We start from the raw sequence: 24,953 nt of genomic DNA on the forward strand, positions 1-24,953 counted from the left end.
GGAAGGTAGGGCGAGGGCGCCGGCGGCTCAACCCATGGGGACAAGCCCACTCACAACGGCAAGGCCGAGGAAAGCGAAGAAGCCCATACTGTCGGTGATCATCGATACAAAAACCGACGAAGCCACCGCCGGATCTTGCTTCAAGCGTTCGAAAATCACGGGCACCAGAACGCCCGCCATGCCCGCCACCACGATGTTGATCACCATGGCGAGCGCGATCACCGCGCCCATCATGGGCTCGAAGATCAGCCCGGCGGCGATCCCGATCAAGATGGCGACCGTCGTGCCATTGAGCATAGCCACGCGCAATTCGCGCCAGACGATCCTCCAGGTGTTGGCCCTCGTCAGCTGATTGGTCGCTATCGCCCGTACCGCCACCGCCATGGTCTGCGTGCCCGCATTGCCCCCGATGCTGGCGACGATCGGCATCAGCACGGCGAGCGCCACCAGCGCCTCAATCGCTGCGCCGAACAGTGCAATGATCGCCGAGGCGACGACAGCCGTCCCGAGATTGGCGATGAGCCAGCGCACGCGGGCGGAATAGGCCTCGCGGATCGGTTCGTTGATGTCGCCATCGCCCGCGCCCGAGAGCAAAAGCGCGTCCTCGCCCGCTTCCTGGGAGATGATGTGGACGATGTCATCGACCGTCATCTGGCCCACAAGCCGCCCGCTTTCGTCCACTACCGCGGCCGAGATCAGCGCGTATTTCTGGAACATCAGCGCGACCTCTTCCTGATCCATGGTCACTGGGATCAGGGTCTGGTCGCGTTTCATGACGTCGGTAAGCTTGACCGTGCGCGGGCTGGTGAGGATCCAGTTGAGCGCGCAGGTGCCCACCGGGTGGAACGAGGCGTCGACGACGAAGACCTCGAAGAAATCGTGTTCGAAATCGCCTTCGTTGCGCAGGTAATCGATGAGGTCGCCGACCCGCATATGCTCTGGTGCCGCCATCACATGACGGTTCATCAGACGCCCGGCGGTTTCCTCCGGGTAAGCGAGCGCGCTCTCGACCGCGGCCTGTGTTTCCGGCTCCAGCTCGGCGATGATCGCCTTCTGATCGTCTTCGTCGAGGTCTTCTAGCAGCTGGACCGCATCATCGGTCTCAAGCTGCTCGGTGATTGCGGCAACATCGACGGGGGCCAGAGCCTCCATCATGTCTTCGCGAACGAAATCATTGAGCTCCGCAACGACGTCGGAGCTCATAAGGTCGGTGATCGACGCGGCGAGACCGGCGCGCTCATCCTTGTCGAAGATTTCGAGGAGATCGGCGATGTCAGCCGGGTGAAGCGGCTCAACCAGCTCGTAGACCGTGCCCTTCTCGCCCGCTTCCAGCGCGTCCCGCACGCTGGCGATATAGCTGGGTTTCAGCCGGTTTTCGGTGTCGTGGCGGTCATCGTCGATCCGGTCATCGGGCCGCACTTCTTCTTCGGTCGCGGAGTCCGCTTCCAGAACATCGTCCTCAAGAGCCGGATCGTGCGCCATGGGCACGGGGTTTAGGCGGGGGAACACGAAAAGCAAGCGCGGTCCGGTGGTTGTGGGTGACAGCTAGAAGCAAACCCTTTAGGCGCAGGGCCAACGCAATTCAGGAGATTCCAAATGGCTGAGAAGCTCACATTTACGCTCGACACCGGAGATGGTGAGAACAAGGACGTCGTCATCAAGCTGCGCCCCGACCTTGCGCCCGGCCATGTGGAGCGCATCACTGAGCTCGCGAGCGAAGGTTTCTATGACGGCGTTGTCTTCCACCGCGTGATCGATGGCTTCATGGCGCAGGGCGGCGATCCGACCGGGACCGGCATGGGCGGCAGCGACCGTCCGGACCTGAAGGCCGAATTCAACGATGAGCCGCATGTCGAAGGCGTGTGCTCAATGGCGCGCGCGCAGAACCCGGACAGCGCAAATTCGCAATTCTTCATCTGCATCGACGACGCGCGCTTCCTCGACAAGCAATACACCGTGTGGGGCCAGGTCGAGAGCGGCATGGAACACGTCCACGCGCTGCCCAAAGGCGAACCGCCGGCCGCTCCGGGCAAGATCGTGAAAGCGAGCGTTGCCTAACCTCGCCAGCGAGGTCAGTCAGTCTCTGAGCGCGGTGGCGCAAGCGCTAGCCACAGCGCGTGATCCCTGGTGGGTGATAGGGAGCGCAGCGGTCGCTCTGCATGGCGGAGCACCGGGAGCGATCGCTGATGTGGACGTCATCGTCTCGCTTCACGATCTCGATCATCTCTATCGACGCCTGCCTCTCACCAACACGCCGGAAGAGGGCAAGATCTTGTTCACGTCCGACCGGTTCGGGCGCTGGTCCGAGCCGCCATTGGACGTTGAGTTCATGGCCAATTTGAAGCTGCGTGTAGAGGATGAGTGGCAGCCGATTCAGCCAGCAACGCGCCAAGCCGCCCAGCTTGGCGAGCGCAGGCTATACGTGCCCGAAAAGGGAGAACTGATCGCCATTCTCCACCGCTTCGGGCGCGAGAAAGACCGGCGACGAGCAGCAAGCCTGACCTAGGTTCGCTTTTCCACAATCCCCTCCAGCACCTTCGTCACCGGCACATGAAACGGCAGCTTTGTGTTGGTGTGGTGCCGCGCAGTGATCGGCATTCCGCTTCCCCGCGGAGGCGGGGATCCAGGGTTAGGTTGCTCGGAAGTTGCTCTGGGCCCCCGCCTTTGCGGGGGAGCATCGGTAGGGCGCAGGGCAAGGCAATCAGCCTCGCGCGATTTTCTCCAGCACCTTTGTCACCGGCACATGAAACGGCAGGCGCGTATTCGTGTGGTGCCAGGCGTTCGGGATAGTCACGTCCACCGCGATATCGGGGCGTGAGTTGAGCGCGCCGAAGCTGTCGAGATCGCCCATCACATCGATGACCCGCTCGATCTGGTTCGGCATCGCGATGCGCGCGCCGAAGGTGACGATGGGCACCTCGCGCGCGACCGTTTCGAACCGCTTGGGGTGACGTGCGCGCAAGGCGTAGAGCGCTTCGGATATCACCAGATTACCCTTTGAGTGGCCGACCAGCCAGTCGGTCTCCACCTCGCGCGCCAGCAGTCGCATGAGCGCCTTTACGTCTTCGCTGAAACTGGCGAGCTGAAAGCCTTGCCCGGGATCGACGCTCGATAGTGGGGGCGAGGGCAGCCAGGGGTTCAGCGCTCGTATCGCGTCAACGGTCCGGTCGAACGAATTCACACCGTGGCGCATCGCGTTGAGACCGCCGAACAGGAAGAACCCGCCCATCGCCTCGCTGGCGATGTCCGCGACGCCGTGGCCCGATACCACCGCGAGGACCCTGCCCCTGACCGCGTCCGCGACGTTGCGTGCGAGCGCCGCAGCGCCAAGCGCGGAACTGCCGACACCCGCCACGGTGATCGCGCGATACCGCTTGGCCAGCCCCTCGCACTGGGAGAGTTTGTACCACACGCGCAAGGATGCGTCCCAGGAGGGACCAACCTCCAGGATCATGCCCTCGACCTTGCTGGGATGCCGAAGTCTTGTCCTCTCATCGCGGCTCAGAGCGTCGAGATCGTAGAAGAGGCCATCAAGAGCGGTGTTTTCCGCTAGGTTGAGCGAGGAAAGGGGAGAAAGCGCCATAAATCGCGCGCCTTCTATCGCCTTCCTTCTCGCAGTGCACGCCCTCCTTTGTGCGGAGATCCCCGATCAAGCGAGCAATTGAAGCGGCGCCGCAATCCCGCTAAGGCGCGGCCGATCATGAAACCGCAAACACTCCCCCTGAACCGGCCAAAGACCTACCGGGTCAAGTCCTTCGGCTGCCAGATGAACGTCTATGATGGCGAGCGCATGGGCGAGCTTCTGGCCGAGAAGGGCATCGCGCCCGCGCCCGAAGGCGAAGAGGCCGATCTGGTGGTGCTCAACACCTGCCACATCCGCGAGAAGGCCGCCGAAAAGGTCTATTCGGATATCGGGCGTCTCAAGAAAGAGGACGGCACCAAGCCGATCATCGCGGTCGCGGGATGCGTCGCGCAGGCCGAGGGCGAGGAGATCATGGAGCGCGCGCCCTCGGTCTCGATGGTGGTCGGCCCGCAGGCTTATCACAGGTTGCCCGACATGCTCGACAAAGCGGTGAAGGGCCAGCGCGCGACCGATACGGACATGCCTGCGATCGCGAAATTCGATTCGCTCCCCAAGCGAAAGAAACGCTCGCCGACCGCGTTTCTGACGGTGCAGGAGGGCTGCGACAAGTTCTGCACCTATTGCGTGGTGCCTTATACGCGCGGCGCTGAAATCTCGCGCCCCTACAGCGACTTGATCGATGAAGCTTACAGACTGGTTGACGCTGGCGCGCGCGAGATCACGTTGCTGGGACAGAACGTAAACGCCTGGTCGGGCGAGGATGCGAATGGCCGGCGCGCGGGGTTGGGCGAACTCATCCACGCCATCGCCAGGATCGATGGCCTCGAGCGCATTCGCTACACCACAAGCCACCCGAACGACATGGATGACGCGCTGATCGAGGCGCACGGCTCGTCCGACAAGCTGATGCCCTATCTCCATTTGCCGGTGCAGTCTGGCAACGACCGGGTGCTCAAGGCAATGAACCGCGCGCACACCGCCGAGAGCTATCTCAGGCTGCTTGAGCGTTTCCGCACGGTCCGGCCCGATATCGCGCTGTCGGGCGACTTCATCGTCGGATTTCCGGGCGAGACCGAGGCGGAGTTTGAAGACACGCTGAGCCTGATTGACGAAGTGCGCTACAGCCAAGCGTTCAGCTTCAAGTATTCCCCGCGCCCCGGCACGCCCGCTGCGACGATGGACAATCAGATCGCGCCCGAGGTGATGAGCGAGCGCCTGCATCGTCTGCAGGCGCGCCTCAACCGCGATCAGATCGCCTTCAACGAGGCAAGCGTAGGCAAGACGTGCCAAGTGCTGGTCGAACGCAAGGGCAAGCATCCGGGCCAATGGCTCGGCAAATCGCCCTGGCTGCAAAGCGTGTGGTTCGAAGGCGAGGCGCAGATCGGCGATCTGATCGAAGTCGAACTGGTCGAAGCCGGGCCGAACTCACTCAAGGGCGCGCTTTTGACACCGGCCATCGCCTGAGGAGGCGGATGACAACCCGGTGACTTTCCACCGCTACGCTCTGGTGATCCGCTTGCTTTGCGCGAGGTAGCCCCTAGGCTTCCGACTCGACCGTCCAACGCAGCCAAAAAGGGACCTATGGGCCGCAGACCGACACGCAAGATTGATCCAGCCGCCTTGCCCGAGGCTATCGCAGACGATGGCACGCAGCGCGCGAAGGCGGAGCTGACGTTCGAGAACCAGTCGCTGCTCGGTGCGCTGTTTGGCCAGTTCGACGCCAACCTGGTTCAGGTGGAAAACCGGCTCGGTGTGTTTATCCACGCGCGCGGTGACAAGATCGTTATCGAGGGGCCTGAGGACTCGGTGGCGCGGGCGCGCGACACGCTCAACACGATGTATGATCGCCTTGCCATGGGTCAGGACTTAGACGCGGGCGCAATCGAGTCGCTCATTGCCCATTCGATCCAGGTGTCCAACGAGCCGACGCTCGACGGCATTGTCCGCAGGGACAAAAGCGAACCGCCGATCATGATCCGCACGCGCAAGAAGACGATTGTGCCGCGCTCGGCGGCGCAGATCGACTACATGCGCGCGCTGGTTCGCGACGATATCGTCTTCGCGCTCGGCCCGGCAGGCACGGGCAAAACCTATATCGCGGTCGCGCAGGCGGTCAGCCAGCTTATCACCGGCAGCGTGCAGCGCCTGATCCTGTCGCGCCCGGCGGTGGAAGCAGGCGAAAAGCTGGGCTTCCTGCCCGGCACGGAGAAGGAGAAGGTCGATCCCTATCTGCGCCCGCTCTATGACGCGCTCAACGATTGCATGCCGCCCGAACAGGTCCAGCGCCGGATCGACAACGGCGAGATCGAGATCGCGCCGATTGCGTTTATGCGCGGGCGCACGCTGTCGGATGCGTTCGTGATCCTCGACGAAGCGCAGAACACGACGCGCGAGCAGATGAAGATGTTCCTAACCCGCTTTGGCCAGAACAGCCGGATGGTGGTGTGCGGAGACCCGTTGCAGGTCGACATTCCCGGCGGCATAGTGATGAGCGGCCTGGCTGACGCGGTCGAGAAGCTGGAGGATGTCGAGGGCTTCGGCACCATCCGCTTCAGCGCTGCCGATGTGGTCCGCCACCCGATCGTGGGCCGAATCGTCGAGGCGTATGAGGGCGATGGATAACCTGGCCTTTTCCCGTCGCATCGGCTCCTGATGGTCACCACAAGAAGAGAGCATAAATGGCTACGCTACGCTCTAGGTCGTTCCTTATGGCCGGACCTCCTTTCCGCCCTCGCAGCGGTGGTCGGGGTAGTCGCGCTTGCTGACTATGTCATAGCCTATCTGGCGGGCGCGCTTACGAGCGCCAACATCGCATTTGCCATAATCGCAAGCGCTTCAGTTGTTCTGAGCGTCGTCCTCATTTGGAGAGGACGAGCGTCCTACGTGCGGAAGGCCAATGCAAAGCTGAATGCGACGCTTGCGACTAAGATCGCATCCGATCTGAAAATTGAATTACCCAGCGATTACAGGACGAGCGGGTATGAGTTGGTCGGAGGAAAACACGGATTCGGATTTTGGAGTAGATACACTACCTCTCAATTATTCCGTAAGTCGGGAGCGAAAGAATTGTCGGGGACGATTCGTATTCGCGCCGGAAAGTTTACAGGACGAGAGGATCTGCGGCGTTCGATAGGCGCAAGGAATGCAGTGAACGCAATCCGCAGTCAGACACTCTTCCGCAATGATCGGAAGATCAGACTGCGCAGCAATCTGTTAAAGGCGACCTGGAGTGGCGGAAATGTCGAACTTCAAGAAACCGATTATCTTGCGTCGCGCATCAGCAACGATATCTCTTTTCAGACCATCAGTTTGCGCAACGCAGCGCTCGATAGTCCGGACGAAGCCACGACCGAAGTTCTCTATGACGGGCTGTCATTCTTTCTCAAGACCAAAGCTGAGGGTCGCGAGTTTCGCGGCTATTGCGATACCGATTGTTCGAACCAGATTGGAGTTTCGACGCTCGCCTTCACTAGCGATGGTTACCTGTTGCTCGTAGACCAGTTGAGCGGTGGCCTCGAAAGTGCTGAACTTATTGCACCCAGTGGTTCCGGCTCTCTCGATTGGGAAGACTTGCCGTCTGATCCCGATGGTAAGGATTTCTGGACATGGATTACTCAAGCAGCTAAGCGCGAACTGCGAGAAGAACTTGGTCTGTGCCACTACAGCCTCTCTTTGCTCGAGCGAATAAGGCATCGTCATAAAGTGCGATGGATGAAATCACTCAGCATTGAGCCCGCCCTGATCGGCATAGGGGGCCTGATGCATCGCGGTGGAAAGCCAGACCTATTCTTCCTTGCCAAGCTTGATTGCACCGTCGACGATATTCGAAGATACTCCGTTTACGGAGCCGAGGAAAAGTTTCTTTCGCAGCGTTGTGGATTGGATGCTGCGAAGAAACTGACTGATTGGACGCCGCAAAGCGTGCAGGAGTTGGTAGGCCGAAACACGACAGATCGGGATTCGTTCCCATTAGAGTTGTGCTTCTTAATGCTGTTGGAGTTGTGCCAGACTTGCCCCGGAGAGTTGCAGTCATTCCTTGAAGACTAACCCGTTGGTGTGGAACCGGCAGGTCACCAAACTGGTCGCTTCCATGGGGCCGAGCCTACGCTAGTGAGCGTTTCAGAGTTGCAGAATTCGCGATGAAATTGGATATCGACATCGAAGGTTGGCCCGCGGGCGAGTGGAAGACGCTTGCGGCGCGATCGGTGGATGCGGTGAACGGCGTCGCCTCCGAACTGGCGAACGCTCGGCTGACCGCGAGTCTCCTCCTCACCACCGACACCGAGGTCCACACCCTCAACCGCGAATGGCGCGAGCGCGACAAGGCGACGAATGTGCTGAGCTTCCCCATGCTCGACCGCGCCGAATTGCTCGACCTGACCCGGGACGGCCCGCCCGTCATGCTCGGCGATATCGCGCTCGCTTACGAGACCTGCGCGCGCGAGGCTGAGGAGAAGGGTATCGAACTCGAAGCGCACGCTGCGCACCTTATCGTCCACGGATTGCTGCACCTCGCGGGATACGATCATGTGCACTCGGACGAGGAAGCCGAGGCCATGGAGGCGCTGGAAACGCGCGCTCTTGCAAAATTGGGCCTTGAGGACCCATATGATGACAGAGACTGAACGGAGGAAACCTCGCTAGGGCCATGCCCGATTCACAAAGCCCCGCGGGAGACGCGGAGAGTAGCAGCGGGCTCTGGTCCAATCTGGGGCTCGCTTTCAGACGATTGACAGGGGCCGGTGACGGCGATCGCTCCTTGCGTGCGCAGCTTGAGGAGGCAATCGACGAGCACGAGGGCGAAAACGGCGACGACACGCCCGATGAGGGCGGGAGCGCCAGTGGCGACCTGTTGCCGGTTGAGCGGCAGATGTTGCGCAACCTCCTGCACTTCTCCGACCACGACGCCGACGATGTCGCAGTGCCGCGCGGTGAGATCGTCGCGGTGGACGCCAAGATCGACTGGGAAGAGCTGGTCGCCACCTTCTCCGAGCACGGTCATTCGCGCATGCCGGTCTATCGCGAGACGCTCGATGAGGTGATCGGCATGATCCACATCAAGGACGTGTTTTCCTACCTTGCCAACGGCAAAACGCCGCCTTCGGACTGGACGACGCTGATGCGGCAACCGCTCTACGTGCCGCAGGTGCGCGGCGCGCTTGATGTGCTCGCGGACATGCGCGCGCGGCGAGTGCACCTTGCCATCGTGCTTGACGAGTTTTCCGGGACCGACGGTATCATCACCATCGAAGACCTGGTCGAAGAGATCGTCGGGGAAATCGAGGATGAACACGATGAGACGCCCGAAGCGCTGATCGTTCCGATTGGCGAGGGCATGTGGGATTGCGACGCGCGCGCCGAGCTGGAGGACGTGGCTGAGATGGTCGATCCGCGCCTTGCCGAGGTTGAAGAATCGGTCGACACTCTGGGCGGGCTGGCGTTCGTTCTCGCCGAAGCGGTGCCACAGGTCGGCGCAATGGTGGAACATCCCAGCGGCTGGCGGATTGAGGTAACAGCGGGCGATGAGACGCATGTGAAACGTCTGCGGCTGCATCGACCGGACGCCGCGCCAGTTGCGAGTGACATGCAATAATCGCACGGCAAGAGCGTTTTTTCACCGAAATCTTCCGTTTTTTGCATCCAATTCGCTTGGCGAACGTATTTCCTATCAGGGATAGGAGTTTGCATGCCTTCACGTCGTTTGCCACCGCTTCGCGCGCTCGAAGCCTTCATGCGCACCGTTCGCCTTGGCTCCGCGCGCGCCGCCGCTGAGGAGATCGGGCTGAGCCCGTCCGCGCTCTCACGCCGGATCACCAATCTGGAAGAGTTTGTCGGCAAAAAGCTCTTCACTCGCGCGCGCCAGTCGATGCAGCTGACCGATGAAGGCCAGGCCTTCTATGAGGCGGTGAACCCGCATCTGGAATCGCTCGCGCGCGCGGTCGAGAGCCAGTCGGACAACGTTTCGCTGCTGCGCCTGCGCCTCGGCGTCCTTCCCATGTTCGGCAGCCAGCGCCTGTTCCCGCGTCTTGGCGAATTGCGCAAGCGCCATCCCCTGCTGCACATCGATATCGACACCGCTCCGCATCTGGAAGACCGGGTGGGCGACACGCTGGATGCGGCCATCATCCTCTCTCGCGGCCCCGACACCAACCTTCACGCCGTGCGGCTCGACCACAACCTCGTCCACGCGCTGTGCTCGAAAGAGATCGCGCAGATTGTCGGTGAGGACATCACCGCCGAGCGGCTCGCCAAGCAGACCTTCCTGATCCACAACGAATTGCCCGAGAGCTTTCGCGCGTGGAAGCAGGCCTATCGCCTCGAAGATATGGAGCCCGCCGCGATTGATCACTACGATTCCGGCCAGCTGATGCTGGAGGCCGCCGCCCAAGGGCTAGGCATTGCGATCATGCACGACGATCACCTGCGCCGCGCCGCCGACAGCCGCCTCACCAATCTCGGCTCGCTGACCGTGGAGAGCCCGTACAGCTACTGGTTTGTGTGCAAACCGACAGCGTTGGAGGCGAGGCCGGTGCGGCTGTTTCACGATTGGCTCGTGCGCGCGGCCCTTTAGGCGCGCAAAGCCCTTGTTCGGTTTCCTACGCTGTTGATGTGTGGAAGACCTCGACTTCGCGTCCGCATGTGGGATCAACAGTGCGTCGATCAAAGCGCATGCCGAGCTTTTCGATCACCCGCCGCGAAGCTACATTCTCGATCTGAAAAACGCTCACAATCGTTGGCAGTCCAAGGTCCTGCAGGCCAAATTGAAGCGCCGCCTGTGCGGCCTCCGTTGCATAGCCTTGTCCCCAGTGCTTGTGGGCAAGCCTCCAGCCAATCTCCACGGCAGGCATGATCTCGGGAAGAAAAGTGGGCTCGGACAGACCGGTAAAGCCTATGAAATTTCCATTCTTCAAGAGCTCCACCGCGAACAGGCCGAAGCCCTTCTCATCCCATTCGCGTTCAAAGGCGTCGATTGATCGTTCGACCTCTTCGCGTGTTCGGGTGTTTCCGCCGCCGATGAACCGCATGACCTCGCGATCGCGGCACATGGCTGCGAAGAATTCGATATCGTCAGAGCGCCATCTTCGCAGCAGGAGGCGGCCCGTTGTGATTGATGGGTCCATTATCGTCACATAACAAAGACAAGGGAGAACCGGCCACAATCAGATCTGAGCAAGCCTCACTGCGTCTCCACCGGCACCTTTTCGCGCGGCGCTTCGTAGCGCACGGGCGGCACCGAGTGGCTGAACTCGCGCAAGGGTTTGCCCAGCGCGTCGCAAAGAGCCTCTTCGATCCGGCGGCGCGCTTCGGCGCTGATCGCCTTGCGCCCGCGATGGTCCTCGGGGCTGAAGGGCTCAAGAAAGGTTACGCGCAAGCGGAAGGTGCCCTTGCGCGACAAAAGGCGTTTGGCGTTGTTCAGCCCGCCTTCCTCGCCGATCCAGCCGATCCATTCGGCAACCGGTCCATAATCGAGCAGAACCGGCTGAACGAGCACGCCGGGGGGAGGGGGCTCCAGCACCGAGAGCATGCTGGTCTTGAAGGGCAGCAGCGATTGCCCGTCCGTCGTGGTTCCTTCGGGAAAAACGGTGACCGACCAATTGTCCGCCAGCGCCTCCTTGAGCGCGTTGATCTGTTCCGCGACGCCCAGCCGGTGTTCGCGTTTGACGAAGACGGTGCGATTGAGCGAGGCGAGCCAGCCGACGATGGGGGATTGTTCCAGCTCCGCCTTGGCGACGAAGGCCGTCCCGCTCGCCCCCGCCAGCGCCAGAATATCGATCCAGGAGACGTGGTTGGCGACGTAGAATACATCGCGCTTCAGGTGGGTGCCCACGGTCTCGACCCGCGCGCCGCACACCCGCGCGGCGCAGCGCAGAAACAGCATCGGGAAAGGCGAGCCGTAAAGCACCGTGCGGTATATGTAGTGGAGCGGCATAAACACCGCGAGAAGCCCGATCAGGCCCAGCGCGCGCCAGACGATGCGCATCCAGCCGATAGCCGAGATCGCGGTCGTCTCTCCGCGCGCCGCGGCGACGCGATCCTGCCAGGCTTTGGTGTTCTCTTCTGTCATTCGCCCCTTCGTGCGTCCACCGCGTCGGCTCAATCGTCGCGAGAGAGCCGCACGCCGTATAGCTCCATCCGGTGGTCAACCAGGCGGTAGCCCAGTTTTTCCGCGATCTGGCGTTGCAGCGACTCGACCTCGGGATCGACGAATTCGACCACTTTGCCGGTTTCGACATCGATCAGATGATCGTGGTGCGCCTCGGGCACCGGCTCATAGCGCGACCGGCCATCGCCGAAATCGTGGCGATCGAGGATGCCGGCCTCCTCGAACAGGCGGACGGTGCGGTAAACGGTCGCGATCGAGATCTTGGGGTCGATGGCCGAGGCGCGGTTGTGCAGCAGTTCGACGTCGGGGTGATCGTCGCTTTCGGACAGAACCTTGGCGATGACGCGCCGCTGCTCGGTGATGCGCAGACCCTTTTCGGCGCACAATTGCTCAAGATCGATCTTCTGGCTCAAGGTGGCTCCCCTGACGTGATGGACGCCGTGTGGCCGCAACAGCGGCGCCCGAAAGCCGCGCCCGGTAGGTGTGTTCGCCCGCTGTCTTACAAAGACGAGAGCGATGGCTCAAGCGCGAGCCGTGGAAAGGTGTCGGACCACCTTTCAAGCGACTGCGCTGCGTTGCCTCTGGGAGAGACTCGAAACCGCCGCCTTGCGCACACGGCATAGCGGCGGTTTGCGGTACCAGTGAGGCGCTCAATCGCGCCTTTTCGTCAGGCGGTCCTAGGCAGCCTTGCGGCGGCCGCGCCCGCTGCCCGGCTTGCGGCCCAGACCGATTTTCTTCGCGAGATCGCGGCGCTTTTCAGCGTAATTGGGTGCGACCATCGGATAGTCCGACGGCAGGTTCCAGCGCGCGCGGTACTCTTCAGGCGTCATGTTGTAATTGGTGCGCAGATAGCGCTTGAGCATTTTGAGCTTCTTGCCGTCTTCCAGGCAGACAATGTAATCCGGCTTGACTGACGCGCGAATGGAAACGGCAGGCTCGGGCCGTTCTTCGGCGGCTTCAGCGGCCTCGCCAAGACCAGACAGAGCGCCAAAGACGTTGGTTATCAGCCCCGGCACATCATCCACCGCCACATCGTTGTTGCTGACATGCGCTGCGACGATATCACTGGTTAGTGTGATCAGTGTTTCTTTCATTTCTGAATCAAGTTCTTGCATGAGTTCCTCGTCTCTTTTGTCGAAGTCCAGCTATCTTGCCGGTGACCTCCCTTTGGACTGTAGGTTTCGTCTGCGCAAGACATAGATCGTTTAAGATGTGATTAAACTCATCTAAAACGAAGATAACTCGGTGATTAAAGGGCGCGACCGAAAGTAATGGCATCGATTCGGCTGCCGTCCGAGGAACTGTAATAGTTGGGGCGCTCGCCGATCGGCTCAAAGCCGAGTTTGCGGTAAAGATGGATCGCCGGATTACCACGCCGCATTTCGAGAAAGACACGGGTAACGCCTCGCCGTGCGGCGGCCCAGAGCAAATGATCTATCAACGCGCGGCCCAGGCCTTGCGCTCGGTGTTCAGGCCGGACCGCAATCAACAGCAGCTCCTCCTCATCCGCCGCGTGGCGCGAGAGCACAAATCCGGCTGGAGCGACGTCCGCATCTTCGGTGATCGCACCGCCCTTGGCGTCGACCAGCAGAGCGTGTGTGCTCGGCAAGAGCAGCGCGTCGCTGATCTGGCGACGGTTCCACGCCTCACCGAAGGCCGGATCGAAGGCCGCGTCCATCACCTGCATGATGCCATCGACCAGATGCGGGCGAAGCTGCGCGGGCCGGGTGCTCACGAGGCGGCCGCCGCCTTTTGCGGGGTGGCATCGGGCGCGCGGCCATAGATCGGGCGCAGGTCCCGCGTGAAGCGATCGGGGCCGAGGCGATGCGCATCCCGCGCGTCCGGCAAAAGCTCCAGCACGGTGCGATCATCGGCGAACAGAGCGGCGCACTCGCTTGCCCGGTTGCCCGCGATCACGCGATGCACATCGGCCGCGCGCGTCTGCTCCGGCGTGAGCGAGCGGGCCGCGTCCTGGGGACACCCGTCAGCGGCGAAGTTCTGAAAGAACCACTCACCGTGCCCGCCATTCATGCAGACACTCACCGGACCCGTCTCGCGGTGAAGGGCTGCGTGCGCGACAAGGCTTAGCGTGGGGTAGCCAAGAACCTCGGCTTTCCATGCCACACCCAGGGCGCGCGCGGCGGCGAGCCCCACGCGAACGCCGGTAAAGCTGCCCGGGCCGAGCGAGACGATGATCCGCTCCGCGCGGCCTTTGTCGGGCAGAGCCGCGATCATCGGGACCAATTGCTCGGCGTGGCCGCGACCCAGCACACGGTGGTCGCGCGCGATCACGCCCTCAGCGTCCGAAAGGGCGATCGAGCAGGCCTCGCTGGCCGTCTCTATGGCGAGAACACGCATCCCCTCCGCCCTGCCTCAGGCGCGGGCCGGGAGCAAGTCACACGATGGTGTTGAACTTTTCAAAGTCCGGGCGCGGCGAGCGATCGAAGATGCTCTCGGGATCGCCATAGCCCACCGAACACAGGAAGTTCACGCGGTGGCGCGGCGCATCGGCAAAGAACGCCTGGTTCACCGCGTCCGCGTCAAAGCCGGACATCGGCCCGCAATCGAGACCCAGCGCGCGCGCGGCGAGGATCAGGTAGGCGCCCTGCAACGACGAATTGCGAAACGCGCCCTCCTTGCGGCCCTCTTCGTCGCCCTCGAACCAGCTCTTGGCGTCGGTATGCGGGAAGAGCCAGGGCAGTTCCTCATGAAAATCAATGTCGTATCCGACCACCGCCGTGACCGGCGCGGCCTTGATCTTGTCGCGATTGCCTTCCATCGCGCAGCCGGCGAGCCGGGCCTTTTCTTCCTCGGATTTGACCCACACTATCCGGACTGGCTGCATATTGGCCGAGGTCGGCGCCATCTTCATCAAATCCCAGATGGCGTGAAGCTGCGCGTCGGAAACCGGCTTGTCGAGCCAGCCATTATAGGTGCGCGCTTCGTTAAACAGCTGAGCGAGAGCGTCGCCGCCCAGCGCGTGATCGTGAAACTGTTGGGTCATGGAAGTCCTTGGAGAAACGGCGAAAGTCAGGCGGCTCTGACTTCAACGACTTCCGGGACATAATGTTTCAGGAGACTTTCGATCCCCTGCTTGAGCGTCGCGGTGCTGGAGGGACAGCCAGAGCAGGCGCCCTGAAGGGCAAGGTAAACGACCCCGTCCTGAAAACCGCGATAGGCGATGTCACCGCCATCCCCGGCCACAGCCGGGCGAACGCGCGTTTCGAGCAATTCGTTGATGTTGGCGATGATTTCGGCGTCTTCCTGACGATCCTCGACAACCGGAGCTTCGTTGTCCGCCGGGACATGGATACCCTCCGCGCTGCCGCCGGCAAACAGCGGCGCTTCGGAGACAAAATGGTCGAGCAGGATTGCGGTGACTTCGGGCTTGAGCGCGCTCCAATCCGCGCCGGGCGCGGCGGTCACCGTCACGAAATCGGAACCGAAAAAGACGTTCACCGCCTCGCCCGTGTCGAAAATCGCTTGCGCCAGAGGGCTCGCCTCCGCCGCTTCGGGCGAGGCAAATTCGCGCGTGCCGGTCGGCATCACAGTGCGTCCGGGCAGGAACTTGAGGCTGGCTGGGTTCGGCGTCGTTTCGGTCTCGATAAACATACCAGAGGATATAGGATGCCGCCTGCGAGCGGGCAAGCGATCACAATCGGTCATGTGTTCACTATCCCTTCAGCGCTTTGCGTCCTATATGGTCGGGTTATGAATCTGCTTTATCGGGGCGCACTCGCGCTCAGCCTGATCGCCGCGCCCCTTGCGCTCGCCTTTCCCTCGCTCGCTCAGCCGACCCCGGTTACGCCGGCGATCCCGGCTGAGGAGGCGTTTCCGGTTCCTGAACCCACAGCGATTCAGGGTGAAGACGAAACGCCGTGGCTCTATCGCGGAAGCGACGTTCCGGTCGATCGCGAGTGGCTGTTCGGCGAAATGGAAAACGGCCTGCGATACGCGGTGCGAAAGAACGGTGTTCCGCCCGGACAGGTTTCGATTCGCGTGCGGGTCGATGTCGGCAGCCTGCACGAACGCGACTTCGAGCAGGGCTACGCGCACTTGCTGGAACACCTGCTGTTTCGCGAGAGCAAGTATCTTGGCCAGGCTGAGGCGATCGCCGCTTGGCAGCGCCTGGGTGCGACCTTTGGCGCGGACGCAAACGCCGAGACGAGCCCGACGCACACCGCCTACAAGATCGACCTGCCAAATATTGACCGCGCGAAGCTGGTCGAGAGCTTCAAGTACATCTCCGGCATGATCCGTGAACCGGTGCTCAACGATTTCAACGTCAACGCCGAATTGCCGATCGTCCTCGCCGAAAAACGCGAGCGCGGAGGCGCGGGGCAACGCGTCTCCGAGCTTACACGCACGACCTTCTTTGCCGGGCAACGCCTCGCAACGCGCAGCCCTATCGGCATTCTGGAAACCCTCAACGCGGCCGACGGCGCGAAGGTCGCTGAGTTCCACCGGCGTTGGTATCGCCCCGAAAACACGGTCATCGTCGTAGCGGGCGATGAAGATCCGCGCGTTCTGGCGGGTCTGGTCGAGCAATGGTTCGGCGATTGGGAAGCGCGCGGAGAGGCTGCGATTACGCCGGACTTTGGCGATCCTCTCCCGCCCGAAGGCACGCAGAAAGCCGCGGGCACTGGCTGGCCGATCGGGCAAATGGCCGTGGCTGTCGAGCCTGACCTGCCGCGCAACCTGACCTATGCGATCATGCGTCCGTGGCGCAAAGTGGACGACACCATTGTTTATAATGAAGGGCTCCTGCTCGACGCCCTGTCGACCTCGATCATCAATCGCCGTCTCGAAGCGCGCGCGCGGTCGGGGGCCAGCTTCCTCTACGCCAGCGTCCAGCAGGATGACATTTCGCGTTCGACCGATGCGACGTTTGTCAGTTTCGCACCGTTGAGCGATGACTGGGCGGCCGCGCTCGCGGATGTGCGCAGCGTCATCGCCGATGCAATCGCCAACCCGCCCACACAGGAAGAGATCGACCGCGAAGCTGCCGAATTCGCGGTGGTGTTCGAAAATCAGGTGGAGCAGGAGAGCGTGCAGGCCGGGTCCAAGCTGGCGGATAACATCGTCAACGCGGTCGATATCCGGGAAACCGTGGCCGCGCCCAAGGTTGTGCGCGATGTGTTCGCCGGGATGAAAGACCGGCTCAACCCTACCGAAGTGCTCGAGCGAACCCGCGCGTTGTTTCAGGGCGATGTCGTGCGCTCGGTCTATGTGACGCCGCAGATGGGGGAAGCCGATGCCGACGCCTTGCGGCTGGCGCTGGCAACCGAAGTCGACATCGATTCGTCCGCGCGCCTGGCCGCGCAGTCGATCGAGTTTGACGACCTGCCGGCAATCGGCGCGCCCGGCGCGATTGTGAGCCGCCAGCCGCTCGGGATCCTTGAGGTGGAGCAGGTCAATTACGCCAATGGCGTGCGCGCGCTGCTCTGGGCAAACGACGCAGAGCCCGGGCGGGTGACGGTCAAAGTCCGCTTTGGCGCGGGCTATCGCGCGTTCGACCAGGACAGCGCGGTCTACGCCAAGATCGGCGAAGCGGCTCTGGTCGGTTCCGGCCTCGGCGAACTTGGCCAGAACGAGATCGACCGACTGGCAACGGGGCGCAAGCTCGGCTTTCAGTTCTCGATCGAAGACGCGGTGTTCACCTTCGAGGCGCAGACCCGCTCAAGCGATGTGGAGGACCAGCTTTACCTGTTCGCCGCCAAGCTTGGTATGCCGCGCTGGGATCCGGACCCGGTGATCCGGGCCAAAGCCGCCCTGCAACTCGCTTACAACACCTACGCGACAAGCCCCGGCGGGGTCGTCGGGCGGGACCTGGAATATCTCGTGACCGATCGTGACCCGCGCTTTGCAACGCCCGATCCGACCGCCCTCCAGACGGTGACGCCCGAGGCCTTTCGCGAGGTGTGGGAACCGCTCTTGAAGCAAGGCCCGATCGAGGTTCTGGTGTTTGGCGAGTTCGACAAGGAAGCGATCGTCGCCAAGCTTACTGAGACATTCGGCGCCTTGCCGCCCGCGCAGCCTGTGCCGCTCGAAATCGCAAAGCGCGAGCCGGGCTTTCCCGAAGGCGAGCCGCTGCCAACCGTACTTGAGCACCGGGGCGACGACAATCAGGCCGCAGCGGTGGTCGCTTGGGAGAGCGGCGCCGGAATGCGCTCCATCCGCGAATCGCGCCAGGTCGAGATCCTGACCCAGATCTTCAACAACCGTCTGCTCGACGCCCTGCGCGAGGATGCAGGTGCGGCATACGCGCCGCAGGTCTATTCGAACTGGCCGACCGATATCGAAAGCGGCGGCACGATCACCGCCATCGCGCAGATCGAACCGGAAATCCTGCCGCTGTTCTTCTCCGAAGCTGACCGGATCGCGAAGGACTTGGCCACCAATCCCCCCACCGATGACGAAATCGCGCGGGTGACCGGACCGCTTTCGCAGCGCATCCGGCGCGCCTCGACCGGCAACCTATTCTGGTTGTACAATCTTGAGGGGGCGAGCTTCGACCCGCAGCGTGTCGAGCTGTTGCGCTCTTTGCTCGCCGACTATTCGCGCACGGACCCCCGGATCATGCAGTTCCTCGCCGATCGGTATTTCGCGCGCGGCGCGCCGCTGCGCCTGGCGATCATTCCCGAGGGCCAGGAACTGGCCGAGGTCGCGCCGCTCGCGCCGCCCAAGGCCAAGGGCCCGGCGTCGCCGATCGGGCCGGTTCAGGGGCCCGGCGTGGCGGGGCGTTGACGCGCGTGGTCATCGACGGAAGCGATTGCTGTGCGCGCGAAACATAATTGTCGCAAATGCACGCAGCCCTTTACAAATGTAACGGGACGCGTGTAGCGGCGCTCTCCATCTCGGGCGGTGCATTTGATAAGGCCTGGCCCGACTTTGTGACCCCATTGATCAGACAAAGACCGATTTATTCCTATGGCTCGCACTTGGAACCCGGACAGCTGGACCCGCTTTGAAGCAAAGCACCTCCCACATTACGAGGACGCGGCCGAACTGGCCGACGCGGAGGCGACGCTGGAGGCCTATCCCCCGCTCGTCTTTGCTGGCGAGGCGCGCGCGCTGAAGGCCGATCTCGCCGAGGTCGCCGAGGGGCGCGCCTTCCTGCTGCAGGGCGGCGATTGCGCCGAGAGCTTTGCCGAGTTCCATCCCAACAACATTCGCGACACCTTCCGTGTGCTGCTGCAAATGGCGGTCGTCATGACCTTTGCCAGCAAGCGCCCGGTGGTGAAGGTCGGACGCATGGCGGGACAGTTTGCCAAGCCGCGCTCCTCGCCCACGGAAAGCAAGGGCGATGTGACGCTCCCAAGCTATTTCGGCGACAACATCAACGGTATCGAATTCGATCCGGTTGAGCGCCGCAACGATCCGGGGCGCATGGTGCGCGCCTATTCGCAGGCGGCGGCGACGCTCAATCTGCTGCGCGCCTTTGCCGGCGGGGGCTACGCGAACCTGCGGCAGGTCCACCAGTGGACGCTCGATTTCATGGGCCGTACGCCGTGGACCGAGAAGTTTTCGGAGACCGCGGACCGGATCGGCGAGGCGCTCGATTTCATGGAAGCGTGCGGGATCGACCCGGCGACGGTGCCACAATTGCAGGGCACCAGTTTCTACACCAGTCACGAAGGGCTGTTGCTGCCCTACGAACAGGCGCTCACCCGCCGCGATTCGCTCACGGGCAGCTGGTACGCCACCTCGGCGCACATGCTGTGGATCGGCGACCGCACGCGCTTCCAAGGCAGCGCTCACGTCGAATTCGCGCGCGGCATCGGCAATCCGCTGGGCATGAAATGCGGTCCGAGCCTTGAGCCCGACGCGCTTCTGACGCTGCTGGACGAGTTGAACCCGTCGCGTGAGCCGGGCCGCATCACGCTGATCAGCCGCTACGGGCACGACAAGGTGGAGGAGGGCCTGCCCAAGCTGGTGCGCGCGGTGAAGCGCGAAGGGCACCCGGTCGTGTGGAGCTGCGATCCGATGCACGGCAACGTCATCAAATCGGAAAGCGGCTACAAGACGCGCCCGTTTGATCGCATCCTGACCGAGGTGAAGGGCTTCTTCGCGGTTCACCGCGCCGAAGGCACTCATCCGGGGGGCATCCATATCGAGATGACCGGACAGGACGTGACCGAATGTGTCGGCGGCGCGGTGGCGATCACCGATGACGCGCTGGGCGATCGCTATCACACGCATTGCGATCCGCGGCTGAACGCCGAACAGTCGCTCGAGCTTGCGTTCCTGATCGCCGAGATGCTTAACGATGCGGCGAGCGAGCGACAGGCCGACGCGGCCTGAAAGCCCTGGTTCCGCGCGCCCCTCGGGGCGAAAAGCTAGGTAAACAAACCTAGGACGGCTTGCGGCTCTTTGACGGGTTGTGGCGCTACGCCGAAAGGCATGGCGACCATCTCTGCCTGTGTACTTGGCGCGATTCCCGGCGATCCGCACGTCGTCGCTACGCTGGCGCTTGGCGCGCTGGGGCTGGCGGACGCCCCTTTGGCGCTGGGCGTCGCGGTCGGGACAGAAACGCTCCTTTTGCTCGTCGCTCTCATGATCGCGGTGGCGTTGGTGTCTCTTGGCACGGTCGTCGCCGTCCGGCGCGAGGCGCGCGACGCGGCCCGGCTCGCTCGCCAGCGCGCGCGGGCCATGAACGAGCTGCTGCGCACCGTGCGCATGGCCGAGAACATGGCCGATCTGGGGGTATGGCAATACGATCCCGTAACGGGCGAGCAGCAATGGTCCGACGGGATGCGACAATTGTTCGGCGTCGACCACACGGACGAGTTTGTCGCCGGGGACGCCGAGACGCTGCTCTACGCCAACGACATCGATCTGATCTCGCAGGTCTCGCAGCGCGCTAACGAGCGCACGCCCTTCACCTTGCGCTACGAAATTCATGGCTATGACGGTGTTCCACGTTCAATCTGTGTGCAGGCGTGCAACCTGTTCGGGGAAGGCGGCGTTGTCGTGAGGATCGTGGCGGTGGTGCGCGATGTCACCGACCAGATAAGCCGCGAGCGGCAGCTTGAGGATTCGCGTATGGCCGCCATTCGCGAGGCGCGGCGCGCGCGCGAGCTGGCTGACACCGATCCGCTGACCGGCCTTGCCAACCGCAGGCGGGTGATGGCCGAACTCGATCGCCTCATCATCGAAGCGCGCCAGGAGCGTAAGCCGCTGGTCCTGATCGTGTTCGATATCGACCGCTTCAAACAGGTCAACGACACTCATGGCCATCTGGAGGGCGACAAGGTGCTCAGACGCGTGGCGCAGATCAGCCAGGACCATGTGCGTGATCTCGACCTTGTGGGCCGGGTGGGCGGCGAAGAGTTTGTATGGGTCGTCCCGCAGGTCAGCCAGTTTCAGGCCGAGCCGATGGCGCAGCGCCTGCGCGAAGCGGTGGAGAACGGAAGCGGGGTCGGGGCGGTGCCTCATGTGACGATCAGCGTCGGCCTTGCCGAACTGCAGGACGGCGACACCTCGCTCACCCTGTTTTCGCGCGCGGACAACGCGCTCTACGCCGCGAAGAAGGGCGGGCGAAACACCGTCAAGCTCGCCGCCTGAACCATCGCCAGGCTTGCCTGTCAGTCGCGTTTGACATCGGCTTGCGACAAGCTGGCCTGAAATAAAGCTCTGACACGCCTTTCTTTTGTCACGGTGATGGGCCATGCCGCACGCTCGCTTCTGATGGGAGCGCAAATGCGAGGATGGCCGATGAGCAAAACCGCGAGCAAACGCCCCGATCCCGGGATCGCAGGATCGCCTGGCGAACCGGGCCTTGCGCGCCGCTTTGCCGCCACGCGCGCTCTGAGCGAGGCGCTTGTCGCGCCGCTCAGCGAAGCGGATGCGTGCCTTCAGTCGATGGAGGATGCCTCGCCCGCCAAGTGGCATCTGGCGCACACGACGTGGTTTTGGGAGACCTTTCTGCTGCGCGATCGCCGGGCCGGATACCGTCTGTTCGATGATCGCTATCCCTATCTCTTCAATTCCTATTACGAGGCCGAGGGCGCGCGCCACGCGCGATGCGCGCGCGGGCTGCTGTCGCGCCCGAGCCTTGTCGAGATCCTCGAATGGCGCGCGGTGGTCGATCGGGCGATGGAGGACATGTTGGACGATCCCGCGCTCTCGCTGCTCATCGAGCTGGGTATCGCACACGAGCAGCAGCACATTGAGTTGCTGCTGACCGACATAAAGCACGCTCTGTTCCAGAACCCGCTTGGCCCGCAGATGTGGGAGAGCGCGCCGGGCCCGTGCGCGGGAGGGGCGTGCGCAGGGGGCGCCGAAATGGGTTGGCACGCGCACCCCGGCGGTGTGGCGCGCATCGGCCATGACGGTGAGGGCTTTGCCTTCGACAATGAAGGCCCCGCGCATCGCGTCCTGTTGGAGCCCTTTACGCTTGCCGACGGTCTAATCACCAACGCCGAGTGGGACCAGTTCATCGCCGATGGTGGCTATCGCACGGCGAGCCTGTGGCTGGCCGATGGCTGGGCCTGGGTGAACGAGAACGCGATCACCGCGCCGCTCTATTGGCGAGGGGCCGAGCGCTTTACGCACACCGGCTGGCGCGAGCGCGATCCGAACGCGCCGGTGACGCATATCTCGCAATTCGAAGCGGACGCGTTTGCAGGCTGGGCCGGAGCCCGGCTGCCTACCGAATTCGAATGGGAGGCGATCGCGCGCGGACAGGACGCCGAGGGCACGCCCGCCGCGCACGATGCGAACGCGGGCAACCAGCTCGACCGCGCTACGCCGCCGGACCCGCGCGGCGGCGGTGATCTGTTCGGCGACGTCTGGCAATTCACTTCGTCCGCCTATCTGCCCTATCCGCGCTTTCGCGTCGCCGAGGGCGCGGTCGGCGAATATAACGGCAAGTTCATGAGCGGGCAGAGCGTGCTGAAGGGCGCGAGCTGCGCGAGCGTGCGCGGCCACTCGCGGGCCTCTTATCGTAACTTCTTCTACCCCCATCAGCGCTGGCAATTCACTGGCCTGCGCCTTGCCAAGGATCTCTAAGCCATGCCCCAGGAACGCGGCCTAGCGCTGGTTGAACGCGACGCAGACGGGATCGACACGGCCTTTCGCGCCGATGTGCTCGACGGCCTGTCGCAGCCGCAAAAGGCGATTCCGGCTCGCTGGCTGTACGATGACGCGGGTTCGCAATTGTTCGAAGAAATCACCAAGCTGCCCGAATACTACCCGACCCGCGCGGAAACCGAGATCCTGAAAGCGCGCGGGCGTGAATTCGCAAAGCGGATCGGCACAGGCCGCGCGGTGATCGAGTTTGGCTCGGGCTCTTCGGTCAAGACGCCGCTGCTGCTTGAGGCGATCGACCCCGCCGCCTACGTCCCGCTCGACATTTCGGGCGATTTCCTGCGCGCCTCGGCCCGCGAATTGGGCGCCAAGTTTCCCGGCCTTCCCGTGCACCCGGTCGAAGCGGATTTCATGCGCCGCGTCGAATTGCCCAAGGCCGTGGAAGACCTGCCCAAACTCGGCTTCTTTCCAGGCTCGACCATCGGCAACATGGTGGCCCCGAGCGCGGTGGATTTGCTGCGCACCATGCGCGCGACCTTGGGTGAGGGCGCCAAGCTGTTGATCGGGATGGACCTTATCAAGAACAAGGACACGCTGATCGCGGCCTATGACGATGAGGCGGGCGTCACGGCGCGCTTCAACCTCAATCTCGTCCACCGTATAAACCGGCAGCTGAAAGGCGATATTCCCGTCGACGCGCTGAAGCACGAGGCGCGCTGGAACGACGAGCACGCCCGGATCGAGATGCATCTGGTCGCGACGCGCGCGATGGTGTTCACGGTGGCGGGCAAGGGCTTTGCGATGGCCAAGGGCGAGAGCTTTCACACCGAGAACAGCCACAAGTTCAGCCGTCGCACCTCTTACATGGCGCTGCTGGCGGGCGGGTGGGAACCCGAGGCGCGCTGGCTCGACAGCGAAGAGCGTTTCTCGCTGCTGCTTGCCGAGGCGAGACCGCCGCGCATGGCGCCCTGAAACGAAACCGGGTGGGAAGTGGGGCGTTGAGCCTTCCATGAGCGCATCACACAGCGATATCGCGATCATCGGCGCCGGCATGGCGGGGCTGGCCTGCGCGACCAGGCTCAAGGCGGCTGGCCGCTTGGTGCGGGTGTTCGACAAGGGACGCGGACCGGGCGGTCGCATGGCCGCGCGGCGGGTCGAACTGAACGGCGAAACCGTGCGCTTCGATCACGGCGCGCAATACTTCACAGCGCGCGATCCGGCCTTTCGCGACGCGGTAGCAGGCTGGGAAGCGCAAGGCGTGGTGGCGCGCTGGCACGCGGCCTCGCGGGCCGCGGAAGACCCCGCCTTTGTCGGCGCGCCCGGCATGAACGGGCCGATCAAGGCGATGGCCAACGCGGTCGGGGGTGTGCATTGGAGCACCCGGATCAAAGACCTCACGCGCGACGGCGATATGTGGCGCATGACCACGACCGACAGCGCGGACTACACCGCCAGCACCGTCTTGATCGCGATTCCCGCTGAACAGGCGAGCGACCTGTTGCAAACGGTCGCACCCGAATTCGCCGATATCGCCGCGAGCGTCACATCCGAACCGTGCTGGGCGGTCATGGCCGCCTTTGCCCGGCCTCTCGCGATCGAACCGGATACCTTGCGCGATGCCGAGGCGAAGATCTCTTGGGCGGCGCGCAATTCGGCCAAGCCGGGGCGCGGCGGGCCGGAGGGCTGGGTGCTGCACGCCTCACCGCGGCGCAGTCGCCAGATCATCGACCGGGCCAAACAGGACGCCGCCGAAATCCTGCTCGCCGATTTCTTCGATCAAACCGGCACGGATCGTGTGGACCCCATCCACCTTGTCGCTCACCGCTGGCTGTACGCGCAGCCCACCAGCCTCAAGGGCGAGCCGGCGCGCTACGAGCCCAAGGCGCGGATCGGGATTGCGGGAGATTACCTGCACAGCCCGCGCGTCGAGGGAGCGTGGGTATCGGGGACCGCGCTGGCGGATCTGGTTCTGGGCGGTGGCTAGCTCCCACATTGCGATTTCGGTCCGAAGGGCCGCAAGCGCGACCGTGCGCCCGGACCGGCCCCGCAGTGGAGCGAAGCGAAACGAAGGGCATTGCCGGGAGGACGAACCGGCAATGCCGGTTCATGAAGCAGGAATGGCTGGGGTGGCAGGGATCGAACCTGCGAATGGCGGTACCAAAAACCGCTGCCTTACCACTTGGCTACACCCCAGCAGGAGGAGGGCCGTATAACGCGCCCCGCACAAATGTGAAG

General features: G+C 63.1%; 24 protein-coding genes and 1 tRNA gene. 14 read left to right on the plus strand and 11 right to left on the minus strand.

Annotated elements, in window-relative coordinates:
- Positions 1 to 27: 27 nt before the first annotated feature.
- The gene (gene mgtE / locus QNI87_RS09910; RefSeq protein WP_300596050.1) at positions 28 to 1,482 is read right to left on the minus strand and encodes a magnesium transporter; all 1,455 of its coding nucleotides are present in this window, start codon (positions 1,480 to 1,482) and stop codon (positions 28 to 30) included.
- A gap of 114 nt (positions 1,483 to 1,596) precedes the next feature.
- On the opposite strand from mgtE, the gene QNI87_RS09915 reads away from it, so the two are divergent.
- Positions 1,597 to 2,058 carry a peptidylprolyl isomerase gene (locus QNI87_RS09915; protein ID WP_300596051.1) on the plus strand — a complete coding sequence of 154 codons (462 nt, stop codon included), beginning with the start codon at positions 1,597 to 1,599 and terminating at the stop codon, positions 2,056 to 2,058.
- Positions 2,051 to 2,506, plus strand: a complete 456-nt coding sequence (locus QNI87_RS09920) for a hypothetical protein (protein ID WP_300596052.1) — start codon at positions 2,051 to 2,053, stop codon at positions 2,504 to 2,506. The genes QNI87_RS09915 and QNI87_RS09920 overlap by 8 nt, the downstream gene beginning before the upstream one ends.
- Positions 2,507 to 2,701: 195 nt before the next feature.
- On the opposite strand, the gene QNI87_RS09925 is transcribed toward QNI87_RS09920, so the two are convergent.
- Positions 2,702 to 3,583, minus strand: coding sequence for a hypothetical protein (locus QNI87_RS09925; protein WP_300596053.1), 882 nt, complete (start codon positions 3,581 to 3,583; stop codon positions 2,702 to 2,704).
- 117 nt (positions 3,584 to 3,700) lie between these two features.
- On the opposite strand from QNI87_RS09925, the gene miaB reads away from it, so the two are divergent.
- The 6 genes from miaB (at position 3,701) to QNI87_RS09955 (ending at position 10,154) form a co-directional block, all read left to right on the plus strand.
- A complete protein-coding gene (gene miaB / locus QNI87_RS09930; protein WP_300596054.1) occupies positions 3,701 to 5,047 on the plus strand; it encodes a tRNA (N6-isopentenyl adenosine(37)-C2)-methylthiotransferase MiaB in 1,347 nt (448 codons plus the stop codon).
- Between the two features lie 117 nt (positions 5,048 to 5,164).
- The gene (locus tag QNI87_RS09935; RefSeq protein WP_300596055.1) at positions 5,165 to 6,205 is read left to right on the plus strand and encodes a PhoH family protein; all 1,041 of its coding nucleotides are present in this window, start codon (positions 5,165 to 5,167) and stop codon (positions 6,203 to 6,205) included.
- A gap of 30 nt (positions 6,206 to 6,235) precedes the next feature.
- Complete coding sequence (locus QNI87_RS09940) at positions 6,236 to 7,630, plus strand: hypothetical protein (RefSeq protein ID WP_300596056.1); 1,395 nt, start codon at positions 6,236 to 6,238, stop codon at positions 7,628 to 7,630.
- 92 nt (positions 7,631 to 7,722) lie between these two features.
- Positions 7,723 to 8,208, plus strand: coding sequence for an rRNA maturation RNase YbeY (gene ybeY / locus QNI87_RS09945; RefSeq protein ID WP_300596057.1), 486 nt, complete (start codon positions 7,723 to 7,725; stop codon positions 8,206 to 8,208).
- A 23-nt stretch (positions 8,209 to 8,231) separates the two neighbouring features.
- A complete protein-coding gene (locus QNI87_RS09950) occupies positions 8,232 to 9,176 on the plus strand; it encodes a hemolysin family protein (protein ID WP_300596058.1) in 945 nt (314 codons plus the stop codon).
- A 93-nt stretch (positions 9,177 to 9,269) separates the two neighbouring features.
- A complete protein-coding gene (locus tag QNI87_RS09955) occupies positions 9,270 to 10,154 on the plus strand; it encodes a LysR substrate-binding domain-containing protein (protein WP_300596059.1) in 885 nt (294 codons plus the stop codon).
- A 25-nt stretch (positions 10,155 to 10,179) separates the two neighbouring features.
- Here QNI87_RS09955 and QNI87_RS09960 read toward each other — a convergent pair whose 3' ends face one another.
- From QNI87_RS09960 to QNI87_RS09995, 8 genes are all read right to left on the minus strand, one after another.
- A complete protein-coding gene (locus QNI87_RS09960) occupies positions 10,180 to 10,704 on the minus strand; it encodes a GNAT family N-acetyltransferase (protein WP_300596060.1) in 525 nt (174 codons plus the stop codon).
- A 56-nt stretch (positions 10,705 to 10,760) separates the two neighbouring features.
- A complete protein-coding gene (locus tag QNI87_RS09965) occupies positions 10,761 to 11,648 on the minus strand; it encodes a lysophospholipid acyltransferase family protein (protein ID WP_300596061.1) in 888 nt (295 codons plus the stop codon).
- Between the two features lie 29 nt (positions 11,649 to 11,677).
- Complete coding sequence (locus QNI87_RS09970) at positions 11,678 to 12,100, minus strand: Fur family transcriptional regulator (protein ID WP_300596062.1); 423 nt, start codon at positions 12,098 to 12,100, stop codon at positions 11,678 to 11,680.
- Positions 12,101 to 12,364: 264 nt separating this feature from the next.
- The gene (locus QNI87_RS09975; RefSeq protein WP_300596063.1) at positions 12,365 to 12,802 is read right to left on the minus strand and encodes a MucR family transcriptional regulator; all 438 of its coding nucleotides are present in this window, start codon (positions 12,800 to 12,802) and stop codon (positions 12,365 to 12,367) included.
- Positions 12,803 to 12,936: 134 nt separating this feature from the next.
- Complete coding sequence (locus QNI87_RS09980; RefSeq protein WP_300596108.1) at positions 12,937 to 13,374, minus strand: GNAT family N-acetyltransferase; 438 nt, start codon at positions 13,372 to 13,374, stop codon at positions 12,937 to 12,939.
- Positions 13,375 to 13,418: 44 nt separating this feature from the next.
- Positions 13,419 to 14,045 (minus strand): tRNA (adenosine(37)-N6)-threonylcarbamoyltransferase complex dimerization subunit type 1 TsaB, encoded by a 627-nt coding sequence (tsaB, locus tag QNI87_RS09985; protein ID WP_300596064.1) that lies wholly within the window; start codon positions 14,043 to 14,045, stop codon positions 13,419 to 13,421.
- 37 nt (positions 14,046 to 14,082) lie between these two features.
- A complete protein-coding gene (locus tag QNI87_RS09990) occupies positions 14,083 to 14,691 on the minus strand; it encodes a malonic semialdehyde reductase (RefSeq protein WP_300596065.1) in 609 nt (202 codons plus the stop codon).
- 26 nt (positions 14,692 to 14,717) lie between these two features.
- Positions 14,718 to 15,299 (minus strand): NifU family protein, encoded by a 582-nt coding sequence (locus tag QNI87_RS09995; protein WP_300596109.1) that lies wholly within the window; start codon positions 15,297 to 15,299, stop codon positions 14,718 to 14,720.
- A 99-nt stretch (positions 15,300 to 15,398) separates the two neighbouring features.
- Here QNI87_RS09995 and QNI87_RS10000 point away from each other — a divergent pair, with 99 nt between their 5' ends.
- The 6 genes from QNI87_RS10000 (at position 15,399) to QNI87_RS10025 (ending at position 24,702) form a co-directional block, all read left to right on the plus strand.
- The gene (locus QNI87_RS10000) at positions 15,399 to 18,434 is read left to right on the plus strand and encodes a M16 family metallopeptidase (RefSeq protein ID WP_300596066.1); all 3,036 of its coding nucleotides are present in this window, start codon (positions 15,399 to 15,401) and stop codon (positions 18,432 to 18,434) included.
- A gap of 183 nt (positions 18,435 to 18,617) precedes the next feature.
- On the plus strand, positions 18,618 to 19,991 hold the full coding sequence (locus tag QNI87_RS10005) for a class II 3-deoxy-7-phosphoheptulonate synthase (protein WP_300596067.1): 1,374 nt from the start codon (positions 18,618 to 18,620) through the stop codon (positions 19,989 to 19,991).
- A gap of 99 nt (positions 19,992 to 20,090) precedes the next feature.
- Positions 20,091 to 21,254 carry a GGDEF domain-containing protein gene (locus QNI87_RS10010; protein WP_300596068.1) on the plus strand — a complete coding sequence of 388 codons (1,164 nt, stop codon included), beginning with the start codon at positions 20,091 to 20,093 and terminating at the stop codon, positions 21,252 to 21,254.
- Positions 21,255 to 21,404: 150 nt separating this feature from the next.
- Positions 21,405 to 22,700: an ergothioneine biosynthesis protein EgtB gene (egtB, locus tag QNI87_RS10015; protein ID WP_300596069.1), complete on the plus strand. Its 1,296-nt coding sequence runs from the start codon at positions 21,405 to 21,407 to the stop codon at positions 22,698 to 22,700.
- Positions 22,701 to 22,703: 3 nt separating this feature from the next.
- Positions 22,704 to 23,690, plus strand: a complete 987-nt coding sequence (gene egtD, locus QNI87_RS10020) for an L-histidine N(alpha)-methyltransferase (RefSeq protein WP_300596070.1) — start codon at positions 22,704 to 22,706, stop codon at positions 23,688 to 23,690.
- A gap of 37 nt (positions 23,691 to 23,727) precedes the next feature.
- Positions 23,728 to 24,702, plus strand: coding sequence for an FAD-dependent oxidoreductase (locus tag QNI87_RS10025; RefSeq protein ID WP_300596071.1), 975 nt, complete (start codon positions 23,728 to 23,730; stop codon positions 24,700 to 24,702).
- Positions 24,703 to 24,836: 134 nt separating this feature from the next.
- Here QNI87_RS10025 and QNI87_RS10030 read toward each other — a convergent pair.
- Positions 24,837 to 24,911 (minus strand) — tRNA-Gln (locus QNI87_RS10030).
- Positions 24,912 to 24,953: the final 42 nt, after the last annotated feature.

This window comes from Erythrobacter sp. (assembly GCF_030066995.1).
In the GTDB taxonomy this organism is placed as follows: Bacteria; Pseudomonadota; Alphaproteobacteria; order Sphingomonadales; family Sphingomonadaceae; genus Erythrobacter.

Excerpts from the sequence above, each read along its gene's own strand:
- mgtE (WP_300596050.1), bottom strand. The coding sequence starts at position 1,482 with ATGGCGCACGATCCGGCTCTTGAGGACGATGTTCTGGAAGCGGACTCC.
- QNI87_RS09915 (WP_300596051.1), top strand. The coding sequence starts at position 1,597 with ATGGCTGAGAAGCTCACATTTACGCTCGACACCGGAGATGGTGAGAAC.
- QNI87_RS09925 (WP_300596053.1), bottom strand. The coding sequence starts at position 3,583 with ATGGCGCTTTCTCCCCTTTCCTCGCTCAACCTAGCGGAAAACACCGCT.
- miaB (WP_300596054.1), top strand. The coding sequence starts at position 3,701 with ATGAAACCGCAAACACTCCCCCTGAACCGGCCAAAGACCTACCGGGTC.
- QNI87_RS09935 (WP_300596055.1), top strand. The coding sequence starts at position 5,165 with ATGGGCCGCAGACCGACACGCAAGATTGATCCAGCCGCCTTGCCCGAG.
- QNI87_RS09940 (WP_300596056.1), top strand. The coding sequence starts at position 6,236 with ATGGTCACCACAAGAAGAGAGCATAAATGGCTACGCTACGCTCTAGGT.
- ybeY (WP_300596057.1), top strand. The coding sequence starts at position 7,723 with ATGAAATTGGATATCGACATCGAAGGTTGGCCCGCGGGCGAGTGGAAG.
- QNI87_RS09950 (WP_300596058.1), top strand. The coding sequence starts at position 8,232 with ATGCCCGATTCACAAAGCCCCGCGGGAGACGCGGAGAGTAGCAGCGGG.
- QNI87_RS09955 (WP_300596059.1), top strand. The coding sequence starts at position 9,270 with ATGCCTTCACGTCGTTTGCCACCGCTTCGCGCGCTCGAAGCCTTCATG.
- QNI87_RS09960 (WP_300596060.1), bottom strand. The coding sequence starts at position 10,704 with ATGGACCCATCAATCACAACGGGCCGCCTCCTGCTGCGAAGATGGCGC.
- QNI87_RS09965 (WP_300596061.1), bottom strand. The coding sequence starts at position 11,648 with ATGACAGAAGAGAACACCAAAGCCTGGCAGGATCGCGTCGCCGCGGCG.
- QNI87_RS09975 (WP_300596063.1), bottom strand. The coding sequence starts at position 12,802 with ATGCAAGAACTTGATTCAGAAATGAAAGAAACACTGATCACACTAACC.
- QNI87_RS09980 (WP_300596108.1), bottom strand. The coding sequence starts at position 13,374 with ATGCAGGTGATGGACGCGGCCTTCGATCCGGCCTTCGGTGAGGCGTGG.
- tsaB (WP_300596064.1), bottom strand. The coding sequence starts at position 14,045 with ATGCGTGTTCTCGCCATAGAGACGGCCAGCGAGGCCTGCTCGATCGCC.
- QNI87_RS09990 (WP_300596065.1), bottom strand. The coding sequence starts at position 14,691 with ATGACCCAACAGTTTCACGATCACGCGCTGGGCGGCGACGCTCTCGCT.
- QNI87_RS09995 (WP_300596109.1), bottom strand. The coding sequence starts at position 15,299 with ATGTTTATCGAGACCGAAACGACGCCGAACCCAGCCAGCCTCAAGTTC.
- QNI87_RS10000 (WP_300596066.1), top strand. The coding sequence starts at position 15,399 with ATGAATCTGCTTTATCGGGGCGCACTCGCGCTCAGCCTGATCGCCGCG.
- QNI87_RS10005 (WP_300596067.1), top strand. The coding sequence starts at position 18,618 with ATGGCTCGCACTTGGAACCCGGACAGCTGGACCCGCTTTGAAGCAAAG.
- QNI87_RS10010 (WP_300596068.1), top strand. The coding sequence starts at position 20,091 with ATGGCGACCATCTCTGCCTGTGTACTTGGCGCGATTCCCGGCGATCCG.
- egtB (WP_300596069.1), top strand. The coding sequence starts at position 21,405 with ATGAGCAAAACCGCGAGCAAACGCCCCGATCCCGGGATCGCAGGATCG.
- egtD (WP_300596070.1), top strand. The coding sequence starts at position 22,704 with ATGCCCCAGGAACGCGGCCTAGCGCTGGTTGAACGCGACGCAGACGGG.
- QNI87_RS10025 (WP_300596071.1), top strand. The coding sequence starts at position 23,728 with ATGAGCGCATCACACAGCGATATCGCGATCATCGGCGCCGGCATGGCG.